The organism is Streptomyces sp. CB01635 (assembly GCF_002803065.1).
In the GTDB taxonomy this organism is placed as follows: Bacteria; Actinomycetota; Actinomycetes; order Streptomycetales; family Streptomycetaceae; genus Streptomyces.
Genome location: NZ_NNBL01000044.1, coordinates 1 through 22,895, shown reverse-complemented (window position 1 = coordinate 22,895; position 22,895 = coordinate 1). Strand labels below are relative to the sequence as shown.

At 67.5% G+C, this 22,895-nt stretch carries 22 protein-coding genes and 1 pseudogene; 12 read left to right on the top strand and 11 right to left on the bottom strand.

Going from position 1 to position 22,895, the window contains the following annotated elements; translation table 11 throughout:
- Nucleotides 1-12: 12 nt before the first annotated feature.
- Nucleotides 13-855: an SDR family oxidoreductase gene (locus CG723_RS43880; protein ID WP_100599165.1), complete on the bottom strand. Its 843-nt coding sequence runs from the start codon at nt 853-855 to the stop codon at nt 13-15.
- A 42-nt stretch (nt 856-897) separates the two neighbouring features.
- Between CG723_RS43880 and CG723_RS43875 the strand changes: the two genes are divergently transcribed.
- Nucleotides 898-1,218, top strand: coding sequence for an MmyB family transcriptional regulator (locus CG723_RS43875; protein ID WP_267893776.1), 321 nt, complete (start codon nt 898-900; stop codon nt 1,216-1,218).
- Nucleotides 1,219-1,229: 11 nt separating this feature from the next.
- Here CG723_RS43875 and CG723_RS43870 read toward each other — a convergent pair whose 3' ends face one another.
- On the bottom strand, nt 1,230-2,147 hold the full coding sequence (locus tag CG723_RS43870; protein WP_100599164.1) for a helix-turn-helix transcriptional regulator: 918 nt from the start codon (nt 2,145-2,147) through the stop codon (nt 1,230-1,232).
- A 212-nt stretch (nt 2,148-2,359) separates the two neighbouring features.
- Here CG723_RS43870 and CG723_RS43865 point away from each other — a divergent pair, with 212 nt between their 5' ends.
- From CG723_RS43865 to CG723_RS43855, 3 genes are read left to right on the top strand one after another with little or no spacing between them, the layout of a single operon-like run.
- Nucleotides 2,360-3,337 (top strand): aldo/keto reductase, encoded by a 978-nt coding sequence (locus tag CG723_RS43865; protein WP_100599163.1) that lies wholly within the window; start codon nt 2,360-2,362, stop codon nt 3,335-3,337.
- Nucleotides 3,338-3,384: 47 nt separating this feature from the next.
- Nucleotides 3,385-4,413, top strand: coding sequence for a zinc-binding dehydrogenase (locus CG723_RS43860; RefSeq protein WP_199842121.1), 1,029 nt, complete (start codon nt 3,385-3,387; stop codon nt 4,411-4,413).
- Nucleotides 4,414-4,448: 35 nt separating this feature from the next.
- The gene (locus CG723_RS43855; protein ID WP_100599161.1) at nt 4,449-5,300 is read left to right on the top strand and encodes an aldo/keto reductase; all 852 of its coding nucleotides are present in this window, start codon (nt 4,449-4,451) and stop codon (nt 5,298-5,300) included.
- A gap of 191 nt (nt 5,301-5,491) precedes the next feature.
- Here CG723_RS43855 and CG723_RS43850 read toward each other — a convergent pair whose 3' ends face one another.
- From CG723_RS43850 to CG723_RS43840, 3 genes are all read right to left on the bottom strand, one after another.
- Nucleotides 5,492-5,698 (bottom strand): hypothetical protein, encoded by a 207-nt coding sequence (locus tag CG723_RS43850; RefSeq protein WP_159032692.1) that lies wholly within the window; start codon nt 5,696-5,698, stop codon nt 5,492-5,494.
- A 251-nt stretch (nt 5,699-5,949) separates the two neighbouring features.
- Nucleotides 5,950-6,678, bottom strand: a complete 729-nt coding sequence (locus CG723_RS43845) for an SDR family oxidoreductase (protein ID WP_100599159.1) — start codon at nt 6,676-6,678, stop codon at nt 5,950-5,952.
- A 103-nt stretch (nt 6,679-6,781) separates the two neighbouring features.
- Entirely contained in the window at nt 6,782-7,450 is a 669-nt protein-coding gene (locus CG723_RS43840) for a nitroreductase (RefSeq protein ID WP_100599158.1), read from the bottom strand.
- A 143-nt stretch (nt 7,451-7,593) separates the two neighbouring features.
- Here CG723_RS43840 and CG723_RS43835 point away from each other — a divergent pair, with 143 nt between their 5' ends.
- Nucleotides 7,594-8,244, top strand: coding sequence for an FMN-dependent NADH-azoreductase (locus tag CG723_RS43835; RefSeq protein ID WP_100599157.1), 651 nt, complete (start codon nt 7,594-7,596; stop codon nt 8,242-8,244).
- Between the two features lie 381 nt (nt 8,245-8,625).
- Here the strand turns inward: CG723_RS43835 and CG723_RS43830 are convergent, their stop codons facing one another.
- Nucleotides 8,626-9,111, bottom strand: coding sequence for a MarR family winged helix-turn-helix transcriptional regulator (locus tag CG723_RS43830; protein WP_100599156.1), 486 nt, complete (start codon nt 9,109-9,111; stop codon nt 8,626-8,628).
- Between the two features lie 204 nt (nt 9,112-9,315).
- Here CG723_RS43830 and CG723_RS46680 point away from each other — a divergent pair, with 204 nt between their 5' ends.
- Entirely contained in the window at nt 9,316-9,459 is a 144-nt protein-coding gene (locus tag CG723_RS46680; RefSeq protein ID WP_159032691.1) for a hypothetical protein, read from the top strand.
- 251 nt (nt 9,460-9,710) lie between these two features.
- On the opposite strand, the gene CG723_RS43820 is transcribed toward CG723_RS46680, so the two are convergent.
- Together CG723_RS43820 and CG723_RS43815 are read right to left on the bottom strand one after the other, a co-directional pair.
- Nucleotides 9,711-10,343 carry a DUF3472 domain-containing protein gene (locus CG723_RS43820; protein WP_100599154.1) on the bottom strand — a complete coding sequence of 211 codons (633 nt, stop codon included), beginning with the start codon at nt 10,341-10,343 and terminating at the stop codon, nt 9,711-9,713.
- 1,135 nt (nt 10,344-11,478) lie between these two features.
- Nucleotides 11,479-12,576 (bottom strand): CapA family protein, encoded by a 1,098-nt coding sequence (locus tag CG723_RS43815; RefSeq protein ID WP_100599153.1) that lies wholly within the window; start codon nt 12,574-12,576, stop codon nt 11,479-11,481.
- Between the two features lie 590 nt (nt 12,577-13,166).
- On the opposite strand from CG723_RS43815, the gene dnaK reads away from it, so the two are divergent.
- Genes dnaK through CG723_RS43800 form a run of 3 tightly spaced genes read left to right on the top strand, consistent with a single transcriptional unit; the run spans nt 13,167 to nt 15,860 of the window.
- Nucleotides 13,167-15,047, top strand: a complete 1,881-nt coding sequence (gene dnaK / locus CG723_RS43810) for a molecular chaperone DnaK (RefSeq protein ID WP_100599189.1) — start codon at nt 13,167-13,169, stop codon at nt 15,045-15,047.
- Nucleotides 15,048-15,049: 2 nt separating this feature from the next.
- Nucleotides 15,050-15,616 carry a nucleotide exchange factor GrpE gene (gene grpE, locus CG723_RS43805; RefSeq protein ID WP_100599152.1) on the top strand — a complete coding sequence of 189 codons (567 nt, stop codon included), beginning with the start codon at nt 15,050-15,052 and terminating at the stop codon, nt 15,614-15,616.
- 52 nt (nt 15,617-15,668) lie between these two features.
- A complete protein-coding gene (locus CG723_RS43800) occupies nt 15,669-15,860 on the top strand; it encodes a CsbD family protein (RefSeq protein WP_100599151.1) in 192 nt (63 codons plus the stop codon).
- Between the two features lie 745 nt (nt 15,861-16,605).
- On the opposite strand, the gene CG723_RS43795 is transcribed toward CG723_RS43800, so the two are convergent.
- A complete protein-coding gene (locus CG723_RS43795; protein WP_100599150.1) occupies nt 16,606-17,013 on the bottom strand; it encodes an ester cyclase in 408 nt (135 codons plus the stop codon).
- Nucleotides 17,014-17,411: 398 nt separating this feature from the next.
- On the opposite strand from CG723_RS43795, the gene CG723_RS43790 reads away from it, so the two are divergent.
- The 3 genes and pseudogenes from CG723_RS43790 to CG723_RS49095 form a co-directional block, all read left to right on the top strand.
- On the top strand, nt 17,412-17,759 hold the full coding sequence (locus tag CG723_RS43790; protein WP_234374848.1) for a hypothetical protein: 348 nt from the start codon (nt 17,412-17,414) through the stop codon (nt 17,757-17,759).
- Between the two features lie 213 nt (nt 17,760-17,972).
- On the top strand, nt 17,973-19,043 hold the full coding sequence (locus CG723_RS43785) for an alpha/beta fold hydrolase (RefSeq protein ID WP_100599188.1): 1,071 nt from the start codon (nt 17,973-17,975) through the stop codon (nt 19,041-19,043).
- Between the two features lie 734 nt (nt 19,044-19,777).
- Nucleotides 19,778-20,017: pseudogene (locus CG723_RS49095) on the top strand (NF041680 family putative transposase); the annotation flags it as partial.
- A 633-nt stretch (nt 20,018-20,650) separates the two neighbouring features.
- Here CG723_RS49095 and CG723_RS43775 read toward each other — a convergent pair.
- A complete protein-coding gene (locus tag CG723_RS43775) occupies nt 20,651-21,385 on the bottom strand; it encodes an alpha/beta hydrolase (RefSeq protein ID WP_100599149.1) in 735 nt (244 codons plus the stop codon).
- A 670-nt stretch (nt 21,386-22,055) separates the two neighbouring features.
- Nucleotides 22,056-22,595 carry a GNAT family N-acetyltransferase gene (locus CG723_RS43770; RefSeq protein WP_100599148.1) on the bottom strand — a complete coding sequence of 180 codons (540 nt, stop codon included), beginning with the start codon at nt 22,593-22,595 and terminating at the stop codon, nt 22,056-22,058.
- Between the last annotated feature and the right edge of the window lie 300 nt (nt 22,596-22,895).

The following is a 22,895-nucleotide window of genomic DNA, read 5'->3' as shown; positions in this document are numbered from 1 at the left end:
GGGGGGCCTGGATCAGGCGGCGTCGGTGTGGGCGAGGTCGCTGCCCAGGGCGCGGGAGGCGGTGGCCTGCGTGGAGATCTCCTGGCCCTTGGCCTCGGCGGTGGGGATGGCGTCGTCGCCCGCGACGAACCGCAGCGGTGGCTCGTTGAGGTCGGTGACCTTCAGCAGGGCGTCGGCGAGCTTGGCCGGGTCGCCGGCCTGCTGACCGTTCATCGACTGCCACATCGCCTTGGTGGTCTTGGTGCGCTCGGCGTAGTCGTCGATGGACAGCTCCGCCCAGCTGGTGGAGGCGTCCACGAGCAGCTCGGTGCGGAAGAAGCCGGGCTCGACGATGGTGGTGCGGATGCCGTAGGGCTCGACGTCGTAGCGAAGAGACTCCATCCAGCCCTCGAGGCCGAACTTGGAGGTGGCGTAGGCGACGCAGAATTCCTGGCCGACCAACCCTGCGATCGAGGAGATGGTGACGATGTGCCCGGAGCGCTGGGCCCGCATGACGGGCAGGACGGTGCGGGTGATGTTCATCGGGCCGAACAGGTTCGTCTCGATCTGGGCCCGCATCTGGGCGTCGGAGATCTCCTCGAAGTAGCCGGCCTGGAAGGCGGCGGCGTTGTTGATCAGTACGTCGATGCGGCCGAACCGGGTCACGGCGGCGTCGACGCCTGCCCGGGCGGCGTCTGTGCTGGTGATGTCCAGGGCGGTGACCAGCAGGTTGTCCTGCTCGCCACCCAGCGCTTCTAGGACTGTCTCGGGGCGGCGACCCGTGGCTACGACCTGGTGGCCGGTCGCCAGGGCCCGGCGGGCGATGTCGGTGCCCAGGCCGCGGCCGGCACCGGTGACGAAGATGACCTTGCTCATGAGAAAGGGGTTGCTTCTGCGTGAGAAGAAGGTGGGTCAGTGATGCTGCGGGGCGTCGGCGGACGCCCGGACGATCCTCGTCTGACCGCTCTGGTCGGCGAGTTGTCCGTTCAGGACGAGGACTTCCGCCAGTGGTGGGCCGCGCATCATGTCGCCACCCTCAGCGTGGGCACGAAGGTCCTCAACCACCCGGTCGCAGGCGAGCTCTCCCTGGACTGGGACACCCTGACCGCCAGCACCGACCCCGACCAGCAGCTCGTCGTCTGGACCGCCGAAGTCGGTTCCCCCACGCACGACGGCCTGCGCATTCTCGCCTCCTGGGCGGCCGACCGGCACCGGACCACCGCGGAGCCCGCCGAATGAGCCTCGTGTAGTCAGTCCCGGCGGGTCTGCTGCCCGGTGGCTTCCGGAGCAGGCTCAGGGCGTGGCGCTGACTGTGGTGCGGTCATGTCGAGCAGGAGCAGGGCGTCGTGATCGGGGGTGCCGGGTTCGGCGGTGTAGACGCCGATGCGCTGCCCAGGCGTTCCTTCCACGTGCAGGGACTGCGACGTGAGGGTGACTGTTCCGACCTGCGGGTGCTGGAACGTCTTGTGGGCGGGCTTGCGCCCGGTCACCTCGTAGCGCTCCCAGAGTCCCGCGAAATCGGGGCTTTTGAGGAGGAGTTCGCCGACGAGGTGGGTGAGGTCGGGGGCGTCGGGGGCGGTGCCGGCGATGGCACGCAGGCGGGCGACGCACGCGGTGATCTGCCGGTCCCAGTCGGCAAACAAATCCCGGGCAACAGGGTGGAGGAAGAGGTAGCGGGCCAGGTTGCGTTGCTTGACGGGCCAGTCGTCCAGGCCCGCGTACAGGGCGAGTCCGCCGGGGTTCCACGCCAGCATGTCCATGCTCCGGCTGATGACGTACGCCGGGTTCGGGCGGAGCGATTCCAGCAGCAGCTTGAGGTGGGGGCGCACGGTACGGCTGGGCGCAGGCGGCGGATCGGGGACGTAGCGGGCAGCCCGGGCCGCGAGCTCGCGCAGGTGCTGGTGTTCCTGGTCGTCCATGTGCAGGGCGCGGGCGAGCGAGTCGAGGACGGCGGGGCTGGGGCGGGTCTCCTTGCCGCGCTCCATGCGCACGTAGTAGTCGATGCTGATGCCGGCGAGGGTGGCCAGCTCCTCGCGGCGCAGGCCGGGGGTGCGCCGGATGCCGGCGCCGACGGTGAGTCCGACGTGTTCGGGGCTGGTCTGGGTGCGGCGGGCACGCAGGTAGCGGCCCAGCTCGGCGCCTTCACTGTGCGCGCTCTCGGATGCCATGACTCCAGTCTCACCCGCACATGACCTGGTCCGCAGGTGCGAGGGGGGCCCTGTCATTACCCCCGAAGAGCCCGCCCTGCCACACCGGAGCAATCCGGGCGAAGCTCAATGAGCAAGACGCGGACAGCCCGACTACGGCCGGCGCGGGCACGACCAGCCGGGCTGGGCGAGAGTGAAGAAGCCGGGCGGTGCCACGATGCGGAGAGGACGACATGCGTTACATCAACCTGCGTGACCTGGAGGTTTCCCGGATCGGTCTGGGAGCGATGGGGATGTCTCACGGCTACACCGGCTCCGGCACCGACGACGCGGAGTCGATCAGGGCGGTGCGCCGCGCGCTGGAGCTGGGCGTCACGCTCATCGACACCGCCGAGATCTACGGCCCCTATATCAACGAGGACCTGCTCGGGAAGGCGCTGAAGGGGCGCAGGGACCAGGTGGTGCTGGCCACGAAGTTCGGCCTGGTCTCGCACGGCGGCGAGGGTGCCTGGAACCTGGACTCCGGTCCGGCCAACATCCGTACCGCCGTGGAGGGCTCTCTGAAGCGGCTGGGTACCGATCACATCGACCTGTACTACCAGCACCGCGTCGACCCGAACACCCCTATCGAGGAGACCGCGGGCGCCGTCGGTGAGCTGATCGCCGCGGGCAAGGTGCGTGCCTTCGGCCTCTCAGAGGCCGGGCCGGACACCATCCGCCGCGCGCACGCCGTGCAGCCGGTCACCGCGGTGCAGTCGGAATACTCCCTGTGGACGCGGGGCATCGAGGAGCGCGTGCTGCCGGTGCTGCGGGAGCTGAACATCGGCCTGGTGCCGTTCTCCCCGCTGGGCCGCGGGTTCCTGACGGGCACGGTCCGCTCCACCGACCAGTTCGACGAGGATGACTTCCGCCGCGACAACCCACGCTTCACGGGCGAGAACTTCCGGCGCAACCTCGCCCTCGCCGACGAGGTCAAGGCCCTGGCCGCCGAGGTAGGCGCCACGCCCGCGCAGGTGGCCCTGGCCTGGCTGCTCGCCCAGGGCGACGACATCGCCCCGATCCCCGGCACCAAGCGCGTCAGCCGCGTCGAGGAGAACACCGCCGCCGACGCCGTCACCCTGACCGCCGAGCAGCTCGACCAGCTCTCCAGCCTGCCGCCCGCCGCCGGTGACACCCACACCGAGGCCCAGGCGCAGATGCTCGAACGCTGATCATCCCCACCGCCCAGCACGACCCCCGTTTTGGAGTAGTCCCTCTTATGCGTGCAGCAGTGATGTACGGAGCCGGCGACGTGCGCGTCGAGGACCGGCCCGACCCGAAGATCCTGAAGCCCGCCGACGCCGTGGTCCGCGTCGTCGCGGCCTGCGTGTGCGGCAGCGACTTGTGGCCGTACCAGTCGATGCCCGCCACCCAGACGGGCCGGCCCATGGGCCACGAGGTTCTCGGCATCGTCGAGGAGACCGGCGCGGACGTGCCCGGCCTGAAGACCGGTGACCTGGTCGTCGCCCCGTTCACGTACAGCGACAACACCTGCGACTACTGCGCCAAGGGCCTGCACATCTCGTGCCGCGACGGTGGCCGGTACGGATTCGACGGTGTCGACGGCGGTCAGGGCGAAGCCGTCCGCGTCCCCCACGCGGGCGGCACCCTGGTCAAGCTGCCGGTCGCCGCCGACACCGCGCTCCTCCCGTCCCTGCTGGCGCTGTCGGACGTGATGACCACCGGCCACCACGGCGCGGTCACCGCCGGCGTCGGCCTAGGCGACACGGTGCTGGTCGTCGGTGACGGCGCGGTCGGCCTGTGCGCCGTGATCGCCGCGAAGCGGCTCGGGGCCGAGCGGATCGTCCTCGCCGGCCGCCATGAAGCGCGTACCGGCCTGGGCCGGGAGTTCGGCGCCACCGACGTGGTCGCCGAGCGTGGGGAGGAGGGCATCGCCCGCATCCGCGAGCTGACCGGCGGCGTGGACAAGGTGATCGAGGCCGTCGGCACCCGCCAGGCCCTCGACACCGCCCTGGGCGCGGCCCTGGACGGCGGCACCATCAGCCGCCTGGGCGTCCCGCAGTACGAGCAGGGGCCGATCGGCCCGGCCGAGTTCATGCGCAACATCACCCTGACAGGCGGCGCCAGCCCCGCCCGCGCCTACATCGAGCAGCTGTTGCCCGACGTCCTGGACGGCTCGATCGCCCCCGGCCGCGTCTTCGACCAGGAATTCCCCCTCGACCAGGTGCCGGACGCCTACCGGGCCATGGCCGACCGCCAGGTCCTCAAGGCCCTCATCCGTCCCTGACCCCCACCCGCTCCCGCATCGCAAGGGAACACCCCATGCAGTACGTGACCCTGAACAACGGCGTCGAGATGCCGCTCCTCGGCTTCGGCGTCTACCAGATCCCCGCCGAGGACACCGAACGCGCCGTCGCCGACGCCCTCGCCGCCGGCTACCGCCTTCTGGACACCGCCGCCGCCTACGCCAACGAAGAAGCCGTGGGCCGCGCCATCAAGTCCAGCGGCATCCCGCGCGAGGACCTGTTCATCACAACCAAGCTCTGGGTCCAGGACGCCCCCGCCGAGGACAACACCAAGCGCGCCTTCGAGACGTCGCTGACCAAGCTGGGCCTGGACCACCTCGACCTCTATCTGATGCACCAGCCCTTCGGCGACGTCTACGGCCAGTGGCGCGCCATGGAGACGGTGAACCGCGAGGGCCTGGTCAAGGCGATCGGCGTCGCCAACTTCTACCCCGACCGACTCCTCGACCTGATCGTCAACAACGAGATCACCCCGGCGGTCAACCAGATCGAGACCCACCCCTTCTTCCAGCGCGCCGACTACCAGGCACTGATGCGCGAACACGGCGTACAGATCCAGTCCTGGGGAGGCTTCGCCGAAGGCAAGAACGACCTCTTCACCAACCCGTTGCTGGCCGATATCGGCAAGGAGTACGGCAAGTCGGTCGCGCAGGTCGTTCTGCGCTGGCTCACCCAGCGCGGCGTCATCGCCATCCCCAAGTCCGTGCGCGCCGAGCGCATGGCAGAGAACATCGACGTCTTCGACTTCCAGCTCACCGACGAGCAGATGGCCCAGATCACCACCCTCGACACCGGTGCCTCTCTGTTCTTCGATCACCACGACCCCGAGATCGTCGCCTGGCTCGCCAAGCGACGCCTGGACGCCTGACTCGAGTCTGCCCCGGGGCGAGCAAGGCCGCACCGTCGGCCGTCGCTCGCCCCTTCCCGATTCCGGATCCCTCTCGAAGGGCCCATCTGTCAACCAGCCAAACCGCAGTTCAGTCCGCCGCCGCACGTTCCTTCATGGGCAGCACGCGTACGAGACGCTCAAGTTCGGGGCTCACAGGTCCCATCCTTGCCTCATCGTGCGCGGTTCCAGAGGGTGAAGCTGCGGGTCGCACTGTCGCTGCCGCGCGGGCGCATCTGCAATCCCTGGTCGCCGTACGCTTCGACCGTCACGCCAAGAGGGATCCTCACATTGTCGCCAGCATAGTTGGGCGTCACGCTGTACTGGATGATCTCGCCGTCCCGGGCAGCGTTGCGCACCTGCATCTCGACCGTGCGCATGACCGGAGTGTTTGCGTACTGGTGCATGGTGACGAAGTGCGTGGTCCTCGTTGGATCCACCGATCATCGCGGCAAGCAGGTGGGCGCGGTTTTGGTGACCGTGAAAGGCGACCGGCCGCCCGGACATGCGGGCGGCCGGACCGGTGTCACACCGTCACACTCGGAGCGCCGTCCCTGGGCCACCGTTCCGTGTTGTTGCCATCATCCATGGCGGGCCAGGGGTTCCGTGCAGTCTGAGAAGCGGGAGCAGGTCAGGAGAGCCAGTCGGTGTAGCGGGTGGAGGCGAGGTGGGCGTTCTTGTCGGTGAGGACGTCCCGCTTGACGACGGCGAACATCCCCGCGGTGGGGTCGGTAACGACGGTGCGCTTGTCGCCCTTGTGGGACAGGGTGATGCGGCCCAGCTCGTCCATGGTGAGGATCTCGGGGCCGCCGATGTTGCGGATGCCGTTCAGCGGGGTGCCGGCGGCGACCTGTGCCACCTCGTCGGCCACGTCCTTGGAGGCGATCGGCTGGATCGGTGTGGCAGGCAACCGCACGGTGTCGCCGTCGGCCGTCCACGACAGAGCGGCATCCATGAACTCCATGAACTGCGTCGCCCGGACGATCGAGTAGGGAATCGACGCGTCCACAAGGAGCTTCTCCTGGAGCACCTTGGCCCGGTAGTAGTCCAGCTCCGGCACCCGGTCCACGCCGACGATCGAGAGGATGACGAAGTGGCCGACGCCGCCCTTGTGGGCCGCGGCCAGAAGGTTGTCCATGGAGGTCTGGAAGAAGGCCGGGGAGGCTTCGTCGAAGGTCGGGGAATTCGTCAGGTTGATGACGACGTCGGCTCCCGCCACCGCCTCTTCCACTCTCTGGCCGCTGATGACGTCGACTCCACTGGACTTCGAGTGCGGCACCGCCTCATGCCCGGCAGCGTTCAGATTCTTGACGACCTGCGAACCGATCAGTCCGGTACCGCCGATGACTGCGAACTTCATGACACGCCTTTCATGGGGATTACGTGCGCAACGTGGCACGTGAACGCGAATATGTGAGCGCGGCGAGAAGCGGCGCCTTGACCAGTTGAGGAAGTGGACGGCGTCACAGACCGTCGACGAAGGTGACCGTCTCGTCGAGCGGCGCCCGGCCCGTACGGGCGTCACTCACCGTGACGTCCTCGAAGCCGATCGACATGCCGCAGAAGAGCATGAGCTCGTCCGGGGGTGACAGGACCTCCGCGACGGTCCTGTGGAACTTCGCCCATGCCATCTGCGGGCAACTGTTCAGCCCTTCGGCACGGAGCAGCAGCATGACGGTCTGCAGATACATGCCGACATCGGCCCATTGGGCGGGGCCCATGTCGCGGTCGATGTAGCAGAACAGCGCGGCGGGCGCACCGAAGCAATCCCAGTTCGCGGAAGCGGCCCGCTGGCGCGCCTCCAGGTCCTCGCGCGCGATGCCGAGTGCACCGTAGCGCTGCTCACCAAAGGCGGACCGGCGCTCGTGGTAAGGGGACTTCAGCGAGAGGGGGTACTGCTCGTACTCCGGCTCGTCCCAGGGATCGCCCGCGGCCAGGCGCTCGCCGGCGCGCTTCTTCAGTTCGGCCAGCGGCCCGCCGGTCAGCACGTAGGCATGCCACGGCTGGATGTTCGACCCGGACGGCGACCAGGCCGCGGCCGACAGCACTCGCTTCAGCACCTCCCTCGGGACCTGCCGGTCGGTGAACCCGCGCACCGCCCGTCGGCTCGTGACTGCCTCATAGACGTCCATGACCGCCCGTCTCCCCGTCTGCTCGACACATTCTGTTACTACCGAGATAGTATCACTCAATACCATCTCGTGTTTGACTATCACCGAGCATGAATCCTCAGCCCCTGGCTCCCCGCCTCGGGCACTGCGCATTGGAGAAGCCCATGGCTACGCTGCTGCAAATCGACTCGTCCGTGTTGCCCGGGGAGGTGTCCTTGTCCCGTTCGGTCACGGCCGCCTTCCGCAAGACCTGGGAGGAGCAGCACCCGGAGGGCACGGTGATCTACCGCGATCTCGCGGCCAACCCTGTCCCGCACATCACCGCCGACGCCTGGTCCGCCGGTTACGTGGCCCCGTCCGAGCGCACCCCTGAGCAGTCGGCCGCGTTCGCCGCGCGCGTGAAGCTCATCGAGGAGCTGGAGGAGGCGGACGCCGTCCTGATCGGCGCCCCGATGTACAACTTCTCGATTCCCTCGACCCTCAAGGCGTGGCTGGACAGCGTGCTCCTCCTCGGCCGCACGGCGGGCGAGACACCCTCCGCCCAGGGCACCCCGGTCGTGGTCGTCGCCAGCCGCGGCGGCTCCTACGCGCCGGGCACGCCGCGCGAGGGCTTCGAGTTCGTACAGAACTATCTGGAGGCCGTCCTTAAGGGCACCCTCGGCCTGGACCTCGACTTCATCGTCCCGGAACTCACCATGGCCCCACGCAATGCGGCCATGGCAGACCTGATCCCCCTCTACGAGGCTTCCCGCAAGCGCGCCTTCGAGGACGCGACCATCAAGGCCAAGGAACTCGCGGAAAGCATCGCCGCGTAACCCGCCAGGCACAAGTCGCCGTGTGACGCCTCGCCCAAGGGCGTCACACGGCGACCTCGGCGTCTGCGCCCTCTCCGATGGTGCCTATGGAGCTGTGTACCTCGCGGCAGGTGGCCCGGCGCTGGGCGCGGCCGGGGGTTCGGCTTGTCAGCAGGGCGCGCACCGGGACAACGGAGATGCACAGGGTGAAGAACTCGCCGACCAGACATGCGGCACGGCGGCCGCCCGGACGACTCGACCCGTCGGCAAAGAAGCCCCGAGAGCCGCCTGCAGGCAGGCCGATGCATGAAGGTCGCAGCCCTCAAGATCGGGGTCGCGCCACAGAAGCCCTTTGCAACGAAGCGAGCCGGCGTGGCAGGAGACCGGTGCGCGCGGGCGCCCTTACACCTCGTCGTCTGCGGGATAGGCGAACCTGGTCAGCAGATCCCTCAACTGCGCGGACTCGCCGGGCCCCAGTTCTGCAACCAGATGCTCAGCCAGCGGCTCCGCTGCCACGTGTGCCGCATCGAAAAGCTCGACGCCCTGAGGTGTGATCTCCACTGCCCGCACCCGCCGGTCCCCCGGAACGGTCTTGCGTACGGCCAGCCCCATGCGTTCCAGATCGTCCACGACCCGCATGATTCCCGCCTTGTCCGACCCCGTCGCCGTCGCCAGGTCCCGCTGCACTGTGGGCCCGCGGTTGACCAGCGCGATCAGCACGGCGAAATGCCGCAACTCGATACCGAGCGGCCGGAGCGCCTCCCCCATTACAGCGGCCGCACGCCAGTGCGCCCGGCGCAGCAACAAGCCGAGAGCGAAAGGCGATTCGTCCCCAGGGCGGTCGGTCGCGCGCGAGGCAGTGGCTTGGTGAGGATCGTCGGCGGCCATAAGGGAACTTTACCAGTCGTGCACTCATTCGATACGGTATCGTTTGAAACTAGTATGGTCCCGTCTGCCGGGACTGCCCGCGCGAAGGGGTGCCCGATCCACCCGGCCGCCGCTGGGGCATCAGTCGGCCTTGCCGCATGCGAGGGTTCCAGCACCAAGACGGGGATCACCCCGGCCTTCCTGCCCCCGCCGCACATCTTCCCCATGACGCTCCACCAGCGGTTGTCCCGTCAGATCCGCCACGCGGTCGGTGACCAGCAGTTCGGCGGTGAAGTCGAGTTCCTCCGGCCCCAGGCGGCCAGCTGCCGGGCGACGCTCGAACGAGCCCCGGCGGCGGCTGCCGGGTAGACCGCCAGGTCCCTGGCAGCGACCTGGCGGTGTACGCGGCCTGCCCGCGGGCCTCGTAGAGCGGGCGCGCTTGACCACCCATCCGGCGACCGGGCCGTGTCGACCAGGTCAGGGTGCCCGGCGGCGACGATCGCGCCGAAGGCGCCGTCCAGGCCGCGCGCTCCACGACGTAAGCGGTGCGCATGGTGGAGACCTGAACGACGCCCGACGCGCGTACGGTCCACTCCTCACGTCCATGAGCCACGTGGCTGCTACCCGCCGGTCACCGTCGTGATGCCCGCGCTGCTGATGGAGTAGCTGGCCTTGTCCTTGCATGGTCCGAGCAGGACAGCGCTGGAGTAACTCCCCCGGTATGTACTGCCGTTGCCCTGAGGGTTGGAGAAGTAGGCCTGGGCGCGCGGGATCGAGTTGCAGTCGGTGACGGGCAGGAAGTATTCGACAAACAGAGTGCCGGTGGGCTTGAGCAGTCCCGCGGACGAGGAGACCGTCCAGCTGCCGATGTGTGTGGTGGCGCCCGTCACCGTGTCGTAGACGATGCCCTCCCACTTACTGCCGCCGACGTTCTGGACCTTGAGCCGGTACTGTCGCCCGACCTGGTAGGGGTAGGTGATGGCGCAGCTGACGCCCTCTCCGCCGTCGGCCCCCGGGGTGCAGTTGGGGTCGGTCGTGGACGTGCCGGCTCCGAAGATGCTGAACAGCGCGAGATCGTCGGCGCCAGGGCGCGGCTGCAGACCCATGTAGCCGACCTGGCCGTTCTTCAGGTAGAAGGCCTGCGCGAAGAAGACCGACTTCGTGTCGGGCTGGCTGTTCACGGTGATGTGGTAGCTGATGTCGGACAGTCCTGCGGACGGGGCGCCCGCGATGCTGTGGTAGGCGTTGATCATGTGTCCTGGTGTGACTGCCGCCGAGGCCGGCGCCGCGGTCTGCAACAAAGTTGCCAGGGCCCCCAGAAGAAGCCCCGCCCCGAATCTCCAGCGCTGCCTTCGAGTACGCCGTCCAGCGAGCATGAATCCTCCTGTGTTGAGGACATCCCGGTCGGGTGACGCCAGCAGAGTGACAGTAAGCGCTTGTCGTGCACAAGCCCACGGAGCGAGATGCACTTGGGCGACGCAGAGCCCGCTCCGGCACACACGGATATCGAGCCGCTCGAAGGCGCTTGCGTCGCAAGAGCAAAGATGTTGGAAACTGGCGGCGTCGTCTGGCTGCGCCCCCTATTTCGCCGGACCGTTGCGTGAACCCAGGAGCACGCTCCTCAACCGAAGTCCCCACGGAACGCCCACCGGGACATACCTCAGACGGAGCGGCATGTCTGTACGCGACATCGGATGCGCGAGTGCCGGACTACCGGGCTCCGCTCTCAGGAAGGCGGCAAGGGAATATCTCACCCGGGGCGCGACCTCCCGCACCGAATGCCCCACGCGACCATTTCGGCGAACCGCCACCGCACGCCCCGCGCCCTCCGCCTCACGCCCGGATGAGCCCAGGCACACGCTCCGGCGTGCTGATATATGTTCCCCATCGCAAGCGCAATCAGGGAAGCAACGCCAGCGGAACGCGCTGCGCACTCGTCGATGACCCCTCTGACAGTGCGATCCCATGAAGCGAGGATTCAGTAAGCGTGTTCTATCGCCACTGCTCAGCCTGCAGGACGCCAACGTGAGCCCTGGCCGACGTTCTGGCCGAGACTGGAAGGTGGTGCTGGTCAGTGAGCGTGTGTTTCTCCGGCGCCTGCGTCATTCGGCGTACCTGTGGCGCCAGTTGAGGGTGGCCTCGTCGCGGGGGTCATGACGGGCCCTTCTCCCCAGTCAGCACCGTCGAGCACTTCACCGAGGAGATCCCTGCCGCTCGCTGCCGGGAGCGAGGTCGGCCACCACCCAGCGCGTCATCATGGCCGACGGAGCGTCGGGGCATCCCACCCAACACCCGTCATTGCCATATCGTCCGGCGCGCCCCTCCACGTCAGCGCAGGCGGCACCTACTCCCCGTACGCGCACCGGCGCGCGAGGGAGCAGCGATCCTTCACAACGTGAGCGTGCCGTCGCGCTCAAGCCTTATGTCCACGCTTTCGCTGATCCGCGCGAGCGTCGTGCGTAGCCAGGCACGGTCCTGTTCCGGGGCGCATTCCAGCCGCATCCGCCGGGCCCGCAAGGGCACCATGCGCAGTCCCATCAGCCGGCCCGTGTCCGGGGCTACAGAGACGAAGTAGGCGACGCGGAGGTCGTCGCGATACTCCTCGTAGCCTGAGATGCCCTCGTAGTCGTCGATGAAATCGCCGCAACCGTGCAGGATCAGCCGGTCGCGATATACCTCGATGGGGCGAGGGTGGTGCGAGGAGTGTCCGTGAACGACGTCCACTCCACCGTCCACCAGGGCATGCGCGAAACGCACCTGATCCTTGGGTACGTGGTAGCCCCAATTGGAGCCCCAGTGCACGGACACGACGGCGACGTCGCCCGGTCGTCTCACCCGCTGTACCCGCTGGGCCAGTGCCTCGGCCGCCGCGGCCGTCGGCCCTGGAACATAGGCGACTCCGGCCCGCACTGCGGTCGCCGCCCAGGTCGACGGGATGCCACTGGACGGCATACCGACGGCGAACACCAGGACCCGAGCGGCCCGGCCCACCGGGACCACGGCGGGCGCGTATGCCTGCGCGGCGTCACGCCCCGCACCGGCACACCGCAGGCCCGCCCCGGCCAGCGCATCGAGCGTCTCCGCCAGCCCTGGACGGCCGAAGTCCAGGACATGGTTGTTCGACAGGACACACACATCAGGCCGAGCCACCGCCAGTGCTGCCACATTGGCCGGGTGCAGCCGGTAGTGGATCGCCTTGCCGTGCGCGAATTCCCCGTCACCGGTGATCGCCGTCTCCAGGTTCACGATCCGAGCGTCCGGGGCGGTCCGCTCCAGCAGGACGAGCGCATCACCCCACGGCCACTCCGGGCCGACCGGCGCGGGGATCGGGCCGCTGGCCTCCTTCGCCAGATCCACGTAGGACCGCGCGTCCCGCACGTAGTCCTCCCGCAGCTCGGGATCGCCGGGGTGCGGGAGTATCTGGTCGACGCCGCGTCCGAGCATCACATCACCGCACAGGAACAGCGTCACTACGCCGGAACCCACGTGAACAGCGTAGACCGGTCCCGGGCCCGTCACTCAGTCGTGCGGTGCAGCAACGGGACTCATAGCCCGGTCTGCGGTGAGGAACCGGTCGAGCACGTCCAGGCGGGAGAGCTCTCCACCTCGCCTGGACGAATAGGCAAGTCAGGTCCGGTCCCGCACCTTGTGGGGGGGGTGAATAGGTGGCTTGAAGTGGCCGGAACGGGGAACCGGATCTGTATGCGGTCCTAGAAGTGAAACCCTCGGCGACTGCTGGGTTGATGAACACGGCGTTCCGTGCCGGGTGCGGGGTCGGCGCCCCGACGTCCATGTCGATGCCGTCACCGCTGAGGGTTTGGGTGACTGCGGGCAGCGTACGACCACTCTTCGTGACCTACGGCTGCGTGCCACCTATGACCGCGAGTGCGCTGTGCCTTCCCTGGCTGTGGTCCGCCCGGTGCGCCACACGGCGACTGTCCGCGTGGTCGCCCGTCCTCCGAGGCCGTCGGCGCTTCTGTGGGTGGGACCGGCCCGATGGGAGCGAAGGGCCTGAACGGGGCCCAGCCGGGAATCGGCGCGTCCCGCGGTTTCCGTCAACCGAGGAGGGAATGGAGATGGCTCGCTCGGTCGGTATCGACCTCGGCACGACGAACTCGGTGGTCTCGGTCCTCGAGGGCGGTGAGCCCACCGTGATCACCAACACGGAGGGTGCCAGGACCACCCCGTCGGTCGTGGCCTTCACCAAGAGTGGCGAAGTACTCGTCGGCGAGGTCGCCAAAAGGCAGGCAGTGACGAACGTGGAGCGCACCGCGCGCTCGGTGAAACGGCACATGGGAGACCACGGCTGGCGGTTCCCGGAAGCCGGGGATATCGACGGCAAGCAGTACAGCGCGCAGGAGATCTCCGCGCGCGTGCTGCAGAAGCTGAAGCGGGATGCGGAGGCGTACCTGGGTGAGGACGTCACCGACGCCGTGGTCACCGTCCCGGCGTACTTCGACGACTCCCAGAGGCAGGCGACGAAGGAGGCCGGGGAGATCGCCGGTCTGAACGTCCTGCGGATCGTGAACGAGCCCACGGCCGCGGCGCTGGCGTACGGATTGGACAAAGAGAACGAACAGACCGTGCTGGTCTTCGACCTGGGTGGCGGCACCTTCGACGTGTCGCTGCTGGAGATGGGCGAGGGCGTCATCGAGGTCAAGGCCACGAACGGCGACACCAACCTCGGTGGTGACGACTGGGACCAGCGCGTCGTCGACTACCTGGTCCAGCAGTTCAAGAATGGCTACGGAGTCGATCTCTCCAAGGACAAGATGGCGGTGCAGCGACTGCGGGAGACCGCCGAGAAGGCGAAGATCGAGCTCTCGTCCTCGACCGAGACCACGATCAACCTGCCCTACATCACGGCGTCCGCCGAGGGCCCGCTGCACCTGGACGAGAAGCTCACACGCGCCCAGTTCCAGCAGCTCACGTCCGACCTTCTGGAGCGATGCAAGACGCCGTTCCACAACGCGATCAAAGACGCGGGCATCAAGGTGTCCGACATCCATCATGTGATCCTCGTGGGCGGCTCCACGCGGATGCCGGCCGTGACCGAACTGGTCCGCGAGCTCACGGGCAAAGATCCCAACAAGGGTGTGAACCCGGACGAGGTCGTCGCCATCGGCGCCGCCCTGCAGGCCGGTGTCCTCAAGGGTGAGGTCAAGGACGTCCTGCTCCTCGACGTGACCCCGCTGTCCCTCGGCATCGAGACCAAGGGAGGGATCATGACCAAGCTCATCGAGCGCAACACCACGATCCCGACCAAGCGGTCCGAGATCTTCACGACGGCCGAGGACAACCAGCCGTCCGTGCAGATCCAGGTCTACCAGGGCGAGCGCGAGATCGCGGCGTACAACAAGAAGCTCGGGATGTTCGAGCTGACCGGTCTGCCGCCGGCCCCGCGTGGTGTCCCGCAGATCGAGGTCGCCTTCGACATCGACGCCAACGGCATCATGCACGTGACCGCGAAGGACCTGGGCACGGGCAAGGAGCAGAAGATGACCGTCACCGGCGGCTCCGCCCTGCCGAAGGACGACATCAACCGCATGGTCCACGAGGCCGAACAGTACGCCGAGGAAGACCACCGTCGCCGCGAGGCCGCCGAGACCCGCAACCAGGGCGAGCAGCTCGTCTACCAGACAGAGAGGTTCCTCAAGGACAACGAGGACAAGGTCCCCGGCGAGGTCAAGACCGAGGTCGAGGAGTCCATCGCCGAGCTGAAGGAGAAGCTCAAGGGCGAGTCCGCCGAGGGCGACAACACTGCCGAGATCCGCACCGCCACCGAGAAGGTCGCCGCCGTCTCGCAGAAGCTGGGCCAGGCCATGTACGCCCAGGCGCAGGGCGCGCAGGCCGCGGGCGGTCCCCAGGCCGGAGCCCCGGGCGACGAGCACAAGGCCGCTGATGACGACGTCGTCGACGCCGAGATCGTCGACGACGACAAGCCGGAGGCGGGGTGACCATGGAGAAGGAACAGTTGCAGCTCACCGACCCCGAGCTACGGCGACTAGTCGAGGAGCGCACCGCAGACCTGCAGCGAGTGAAGGCCGAGTACGACAACTACCGCAAGCAGGTGCGGCGCGACCGCATGGCCGTGCGCGAGATAGCCGTTGCCAACGTACTGCGCGCGCTACTGCCCGTGCTGGACACGGTGGATGGCGCGTGCGCGCACGAGCCGACGACACCGGGCCTCAAGGAAGTCACCGAAACCCTGCGCGCCCACCTCGGCTCGCTGGGCCTTCAATCGTTCGGAGAGGCGGGCGACGAATTCGACCCCGTGTGCCACGAGGCCGTAACCCATCACGTCTCCCCGGAGGCCCACCGGCTCTTCTGTAGCCAGATCCTCTCCCCCGGATATCGGCTCGGTGACCGCCTGCTGCGTGCGGCCTACGTGGAAGTCACCGGGCCTCGCCCCGAGCGGAACCATGAGGGAGCGGAAGGCCGTGCCATCGGCGAGCGGGACAGCGAGCTGCCCAGTCGTCCACGCGCAGGACCAGGCGATCACAGCCGACCGTTGGCGCTCGGGTGAGCGTCGGACCTGCGTTGGAGACGCAGGAATTTCACAGGAGGAAGGTGTCGTCATGACCGGCAGGGGCGGCCTGGACAAGATCAAAGGCAAGGCCAAGGAGGTGACAGGCAAGATCACTGGCGATCGCCGCAAGGAGGCCGAGGGTAAGGGCGACCAGGTCAAGGGCGAGGCCAAGAGGGTCATGCGCGAGGTCCACGACCGGGCGCGCGGCGCCCGGGACTCCCTCAGGCGCCGGCACAACTGACGCGGCCGAAGCGCGGACAGCCCCGGCGGGGGCTGTCTGTGCAGGCCCTGACGTGCTGCTTCGGCACGTGAAGCCATCAAGGCGGGGAGGATTTGGTGGCCATGAGGCCTCGCGGCCCCGTGGCATGCGTCGAATTCTGGCCCTCTGCACGTTTCTGCCTCCTCGCCGCCTCCGTACGGGCAGAACCAGAAGCCGAGGCCACGACGGAATCGATACGCGGAAGTGCACCGAAGATCGACAAATCCACGCCTTGGCGTCAACCGCTGCCAGTGCCTGAGGAAACGGCACGAGGACAGGCCTACCGCCCACGCTGCAACCACGCCTTCGCAATCTGGAGCGGGTCCGATTCTTGGGCGACGCCAGGACGACGCCGGCAGTACGACCTGACGCGACAGACGAAGTCCTCGATCATGGAGCGCCTGCCTCCCTGCGTTGCCTCTACCCGCACCCGCCGACCCTCACGACGGAGTGCTGCTGAACGGCCTTCGGTCCACAACTCGACCGCGGACCGAGCCGCGGGAAGGGCGGGGCATCGGCCTGCGCTGGTGACCGTCAAGCGGTACCTCGACACGTGAACTCCCAGCACGCGCCTACGCCTTCAAGCCCCAGCAGGCCGACTGAGCTAGATCCTTTTCTACGATTTCAAGGCCCGCACACGGCGTCCCGGGTGGCCGTTGAGCCGGAACACCGAGAGGCAGGGTTGCGGAATCCAGACCGCCACCCGCCTCGGGGTGTAGTGGCGGGCTCAGATGAGGCCGAGCTGCCGCATCATGCCGAGTTCGTCACTGCTAGCCCAGCGCTCGACGAGCTTGCCGTCCTCGAAGCGGCTGATCTGCATACCGCGGAAGCTCACCGACTTGCCGGTCGGCGCGTGCCCCGCGAGTTCGCCGCGGTGGGTGCCCGTGATGGTGTATGCGAAGGCCAGCTCGTCCTCGGTCGCCAGCAAGCGCTCGACCTCGACGTGCAGGTCGGGGAAGGCGCGCCTGAGGTCCCGGAACATGGCCTGATACCCCTCGGGGCCCGGGCCCTGTCCGAGGGCGGCGTCGTGGTCGATCGAGCCGGGAGCGACGATGTCCACGATGGCGGCGAGATTCCCGCTGTTGACGGCCTCGCCGAAGGCGGTCTGGGCGGCGATGTTGTCCTGCTGGGACATCGCGCTCCTCGGTCTGTGAAGGCATCCGCCTGGCCTGCCACTCCCCTGGAACGGCCCGCCACGGCCACCGATCCTCTGCAGGCGTTCCGGAAGCGCCGCCCGACACGCCAGCAACCACCCCGTTACGGGCCGCCCCATACGCCCGTCCGCCCCAACGCCACCCCGTACGTACAGACGCTCCTCCCCCACCCGTCGGGCCGCACACCCGCCCGCCGCCCTGTTGAGCAGCCCGAGAGCTCACCGGCGCGCGCCGGTGTTGCCGATGCGGCCGGGCACCCCCGAGCGGCGCAGCTTCGCCTACATGCGGCACGGCACCATCGACCCGTTCGCCGCGCTGAACTCGGCAACCGGAAAGGTGATCAGCCGCCTGTCCGCACAACACAGGCAGTGGACTGGGCTTGGCCGAGATCGACCGCCAGACCGAGCCCGGCATGGCGGTCCATGTCATCTGCGACAACTCTCCGCCCACAAGGCACCGGTGGTGCACAAGTGGCCGCTCGCACACTCCAGGTTCACCCTGCATTCCCCCGACCTACTCGTCGTGGATCAACCAGGTCGAGCGGTGGTTCGCCGAACTGCAACGACACTGTCTGGAACGTGGCGGCTTCTGCTCACTCGACGATCTCAAGACCGCACTCGGCGAATGGATCAAGATCTGGAACGCGGCCGCCAGGCCTTTCAAGCGGACCAAGACCGCCGACCAGATCTGCCACTGCTGCGACAGAATCTCCGGACCGACTCGCTAGGCGCTGTGCCGCGGCTTCCGTGCCGCCGTCTTCAGGGCGCGGCACCCGGCTCCACCGTCGCCGGCCCCCTGCGCAGTCGCGCAGCTTCGGCCGATGGCCTGACGTTCCTGTGACCGGCGCGGTGACGACTGCCGGAGCGGGTAGGGAAATCGTGCGTTCACCGTCGACGCAACTCGACTACCGGGCGGCCGCGGTTTCACGGGAAGTATGGAGATGATCAGCAGACGAACCTTCGGAAAAGTCGTCAGTACGGGAGCGGTTGCGTCCTCAACGGTCGGCCTTTCCGTGGCGTGCTCGACTGCCATCTCCGGCGAAAACGATCATTTTCCGCAGACGAACGAGCAAGTAAAGGAAAACTCAGGGTTCGGCTCATTGAAGCAGGTCGAGGCTGGCGTCCTGAATGTGGGATACGCAGAATTGGGCCCGGCCCATGGCCCAGTGGTCGTTCTTCTGCACGGCTGGCCCTACGACATTCACAGTTACGTCGCTGTGGCGCCGTTGTTGGCGGAAAAGGGATACCGGGTCATCGTTCCGTATCTGCGGGGCCATGGCACGACGCGCTTCATTTCGAGCGGGACGTTCCGGAACGCACAGCAGTCGGTATTTGCTCTCGACATCATCGCCTTGATGGATGCGCTGCGGATCGACAAGGCGGTCCTCGCAGGCTACGACTGGGGATCGCGGACGGCGGACATCATTGCGGCGCTCTGGCCGGAACGGGTCAAGGGCTTGGTCTCCGTGACCGGCTATCTGATCACGAACCTGGAAGCCAACAAGAAGCCGTTGCCGCCGAAACTCGAGTGGGCATGGTGGTATCAGTTCTACTTCGCCACGGAGAGAGGCCGACTCGGCCTCGAACAGAACCGGCATGATCTGGCGAAGCAGATCTGGAAGTTCAACTCCCCGACATGGGGTTTTGATGACGCCACGTTCGACCGCACCGCAGCTGCGTTCCGCAATCCGGATTACGTCAGCATCGTGATCGACAATTATCGCTGGCGGCTGAGCCTGGCCAAGGGCGACCCCCGTTACGACGACCTCGAAAAGCGGCTCGCCGCAAGTCCCGTCATCACCGTGCCCGCGATCTCCCTTGACGGCGAGGCCGATCCCTTCACGCCTGTGGGCGGCGGCTCTTCCTATCGCGACAAATTCACCGGTCACTATGCGCATCGAACCCTGAAGGGTATCGGTCACAATCTGCCCCAGGAAGCGCCCCGCGAATTCGCGCAGGCCGTCGTGGACGTCGACCATTTTCCCGCAGCCGGGCGGACGTCATCCCCATGACCGCGGGGCCGCGGGCCTCGCCGAACCCTCTGTCTCACCCTCTCATCGCCACTCCTCGTCGCGGGGCACAGACCACGTGCAGTCAGATTGCCGTCCTGGCCGGAAGATCGGCGCGATCGCGTAATCACCACCAAGAAGCCGCCATTTCTAACCGCTTCAGCGCCGAAAATCCAAGACTCCCGGGCGACGCCACCCGACTGGACCTGACCGATTTGAACGGGTTCCAGGCGCTGGCCGACCCTGGCAAGACCGTGCCGATCATGAAGGTAAGCCCGTTCATGACCGAGTCGGAATTCCATCCCGACGCGGTCTATCGGCTCAACATCGACGGCGACGCGCACGCCGACGCCGCTTTCACTTTTGTGTTCTCCCAGCCCGCCGACGCTACCCAGACCGGGACCGGCCAACTACGTCACCGGCCTTCAGTCCCGCCAGGCCGAGCCCGCCGGCGATGTACTCATCCAGATTCGACTCCTACCGAGTGCACTCATCGGACAGTGTCGGGAACGACTACTGACTTCATCTTTAGCGTCCGTCGTCGAATGGCAGGTCGAACTTGATCACTCGGTTCGGTAACTGGCGTACGCGGAAGCGGCCTTCGGCTGAACTTGTGCTCCGGCCAAGGAACACATACGTCCAGCGCGAAGGCCGTAAGGATGAGTCTGCTGCATCAGCACACCCGATCGGAGGCATTGGCACAACTGTCATGCTTCCGAGGCGAGTTCCACTGTTGACTGACCTCCCGTTCGGACGCGTTGTCAAGCTGACTGATGCCGTTCTGTGCGGCGATGGGCCGGCGAGCTCGCTCGCCGAGCTGTCGCTGGTGGGCGAACACCGTCGCGGCCATGGAGGGCTCTACGCGGCGGCGGTCCGTGGCGCATCGGTGCCGGCCCACGAGGCGGGCACAGGCCGAAGTGCCCTTGCCGCGGGCTGCCGATGGCCGGCTGGTCCTGGCACCGACGGAAGTGGCCTGGTCAGGTGCTACGTGTCTGCACGAGGGGCGCTCGGCAGGCTATGTTCCCGCGGCGCAGGCGAGAGGCCTTTCGCAGCTGCGAGCGAGAGCAGGCCCTGGATCATCACCGGCCCATTTGGGTTGAGCAGACGCGCATGTGGTGTGGGGCAGACAAGAGTGGGTCCTCCGACTGAGACTGAGCTTGCGGATGGCCAATCGAAGTCTGCTGTTCGGAAACAGAGATGACGAGGCGCAAAGTCACCGCGGTCAAGGAGCCAGCCCTGCCTGGCTTTGTTCACGAGAACCGGTTCTGGCTCAACTTCTGTGGAGCTGTGCTGTGTGCGTGCGTGACCGCATCGGGTCAACGCACTGACCTGTCGGTTCCATGCATGCTCCGACCTGATCTACCGAGCGTCCGGGCGTAACCACAGACGTCGAGCCGGAACCCGAGAACCGACAGCACCTGGACACGAGATCGGGCAGCACCAGAAGCACTGCAGAAATCGAACAGCTCACGTCTTCGGGCAGCGCGGGCCCCTGCCGAGTTGGCAAGGGCCCGCGGCACAGACAGCAGAGGAGAGCCGGGACCTGCCCTCGACGAGGAGCATCCTGGCCAACACGGCTTACCGTCTGCTGGTGGCCTGACGGCCCGGCCTCACCTCAGGTGCCGGGTGAAGAACTGGGCCGCGGCGTCCCCCGCGAACTGCGGAACGCCGGTGTGCCCGCCCATATTGGCGTTCAGCGTCTTCTCCTTGGAGCCGAAGGCGTCGAACAAGTCCAGGGCCACCTGCCGGTCGTTCCCTTCGTCGTCCCACTGCAGCAGGACATGCAGCGGAATGGTGACCTGGCGGGCCTCCTCGAAGATGGCGCGAGGCACGAAACTGCCGGCGAAGAATCCGGCGGCCACGATGCGCGGCTCGACCACCGCAAGCCGGATTCCGATGGAGATCACTCCCCCCGAGTACGCGACCGGGCCACCGATCTCGGGCAGCGACAGGAGGCTGTCCAGGGCAGCCTGCCATTCCGGGACCGCCCTGTCGACCAGCGGCAGGATGAGGGCGTCGACGATCTCGTCGCTGACCGGCTCGCCGGCCTCCATAGCCCGGCGCAGGTCAGCGCGGGCCTGCTCGGCGGCGGGCCAACGGGGCCGGTCGCCGCTTCCGGGGAGCTCGATGGTGGCCGTGGCGAAGCCCTCCGCCGCGGAGTGCCGGGCCCGGGCCACCAGTCGGGGGTACATCTTGCGCAGCCCGAGGGGAGGGTGGCCGAGCAGGATCAGCGGCGCCGGTGCGGATGTGGACGCGGGCGTCCACAGGATGCCGGGGATCTCGCCGAGGGTGAATTCACGCTCGAGGACACCGTCGTCGAGACGCTGTTCGGAAGTGAAGTGCATGGTCGTGCCTTTCGGGAGTGCACTGGAACGGCGCTCCCGGACGACCTGTCTATCGCCCGACCGTGACCCCGGAGGGGAGCACCCATGTCGATACTGTGTTCACGGGTACCACCTCCTCGTTCTCTAGCACGGCCTCCGGAAACGTAGCAGTGGTCGCGGTGGTCCGCCAAACGGATTCTCGCGACGGTTCCGTGGCCGGATGCCAAGGAGACGGCACACTACGCAGAGGTACTTCGGCCTCATCACGGCTTCCCGAGGCGAGGCCCTGCTACGGCGGGGCGCGTTGGGGGCGCTGTCGTTTCTCATGAACGTCGAACACGACGCGCCGCCGACGCCTCCCCATCTCATGTACTGGTGCTGTCGGTTCTCGGGCTCTGGCTCAGCTCATACGGTGCTGTCGCGCTGAGTGATCCTTCATCGTCGTGGGAACCCCACGAACTGCGAATCATGAGGTGACGGAACGCCAGACGCGCGTCAGCCCCGGACGCGTAAGGGGCGGCCGGCGGCAGCCCGTGCCACCGGGACGACTCCCGTACGTTCAGGTGACGCCTGATCACATCCTGTCCACGACGGTGTTCGTTGGTCAGCTGCGGGCTGGTCAGTGACGCGCCCCGTCAGCGGGACGGATCCCTCAAGGAGGCATCGCGAACCAAGCGGCGTCGCCACGAGCTCAGGCGAACGGCGTGACCGGGGACCGCAGGCCGAGCCACTGCTCGGCGTCCCAGGCCTGGAACCGCTCTACCTCGGTGAACCCCAGCTTTGCCGCGAGGCGCATCGAGCCGACGTTGGCGGTCTGGGTGGTGAGCACCGCCGGCTCGCCGGGAAGGGCGCCGTCGAACCAGTCGAGTGCCGCCGCGCACGCCTCGGCGGCGTACCCGAATCCCCACGCCCGCGGCAGGAACAGGTAACCGAGATCGGCCTTCCCCGCGGCAGCCGGGCGACGGTGCTCCGTTGCTCTCCTGAGCAGGATCTGGCCGATCATCGCCCCGTCGAGATCAACGACGAAACTCCCGGGCCACCGCTCGGGTACCTCGGGCATCTCGCGCTCAAGCTCGTCACGCGGCCGGGGGCCGCCGAGGTAGGTATGCACCTCTGGCGACGACAGCAGCTCGATGAACGCCGCACGGTCCCGGGCCTCGGGCTCACGGAGCACGAGTCGCTCGGTCTTGATCGGGGCAGCCGGCCAGGCGACGGGGCCAAGTTCAGTCATGCCGACCAACTAATCAGCAGGCTCGGCAGCGATCAAGGCTCGCGGACCGATCAACCCAACGGCCCGGGCCCCACACTCACCAACGGGGCCGTGCAGGCCCGATCCGATCCAACCGCCAGTCACCAGGCATGGGCAAAACCTACATTTTGGTGATCAAGGACCGCTCTCCGCTCCCCATCTCCCCCAGACAGTTCAAAGACCAAGCATGTGGGGCGAGGAGCGGCCCCGGCCGTTTTCAAGGCTCTGTCTGGAGTTCCGTGAATCCCCAGCTCAGAGGGTGCATGCGGGAACGTTCCTCCC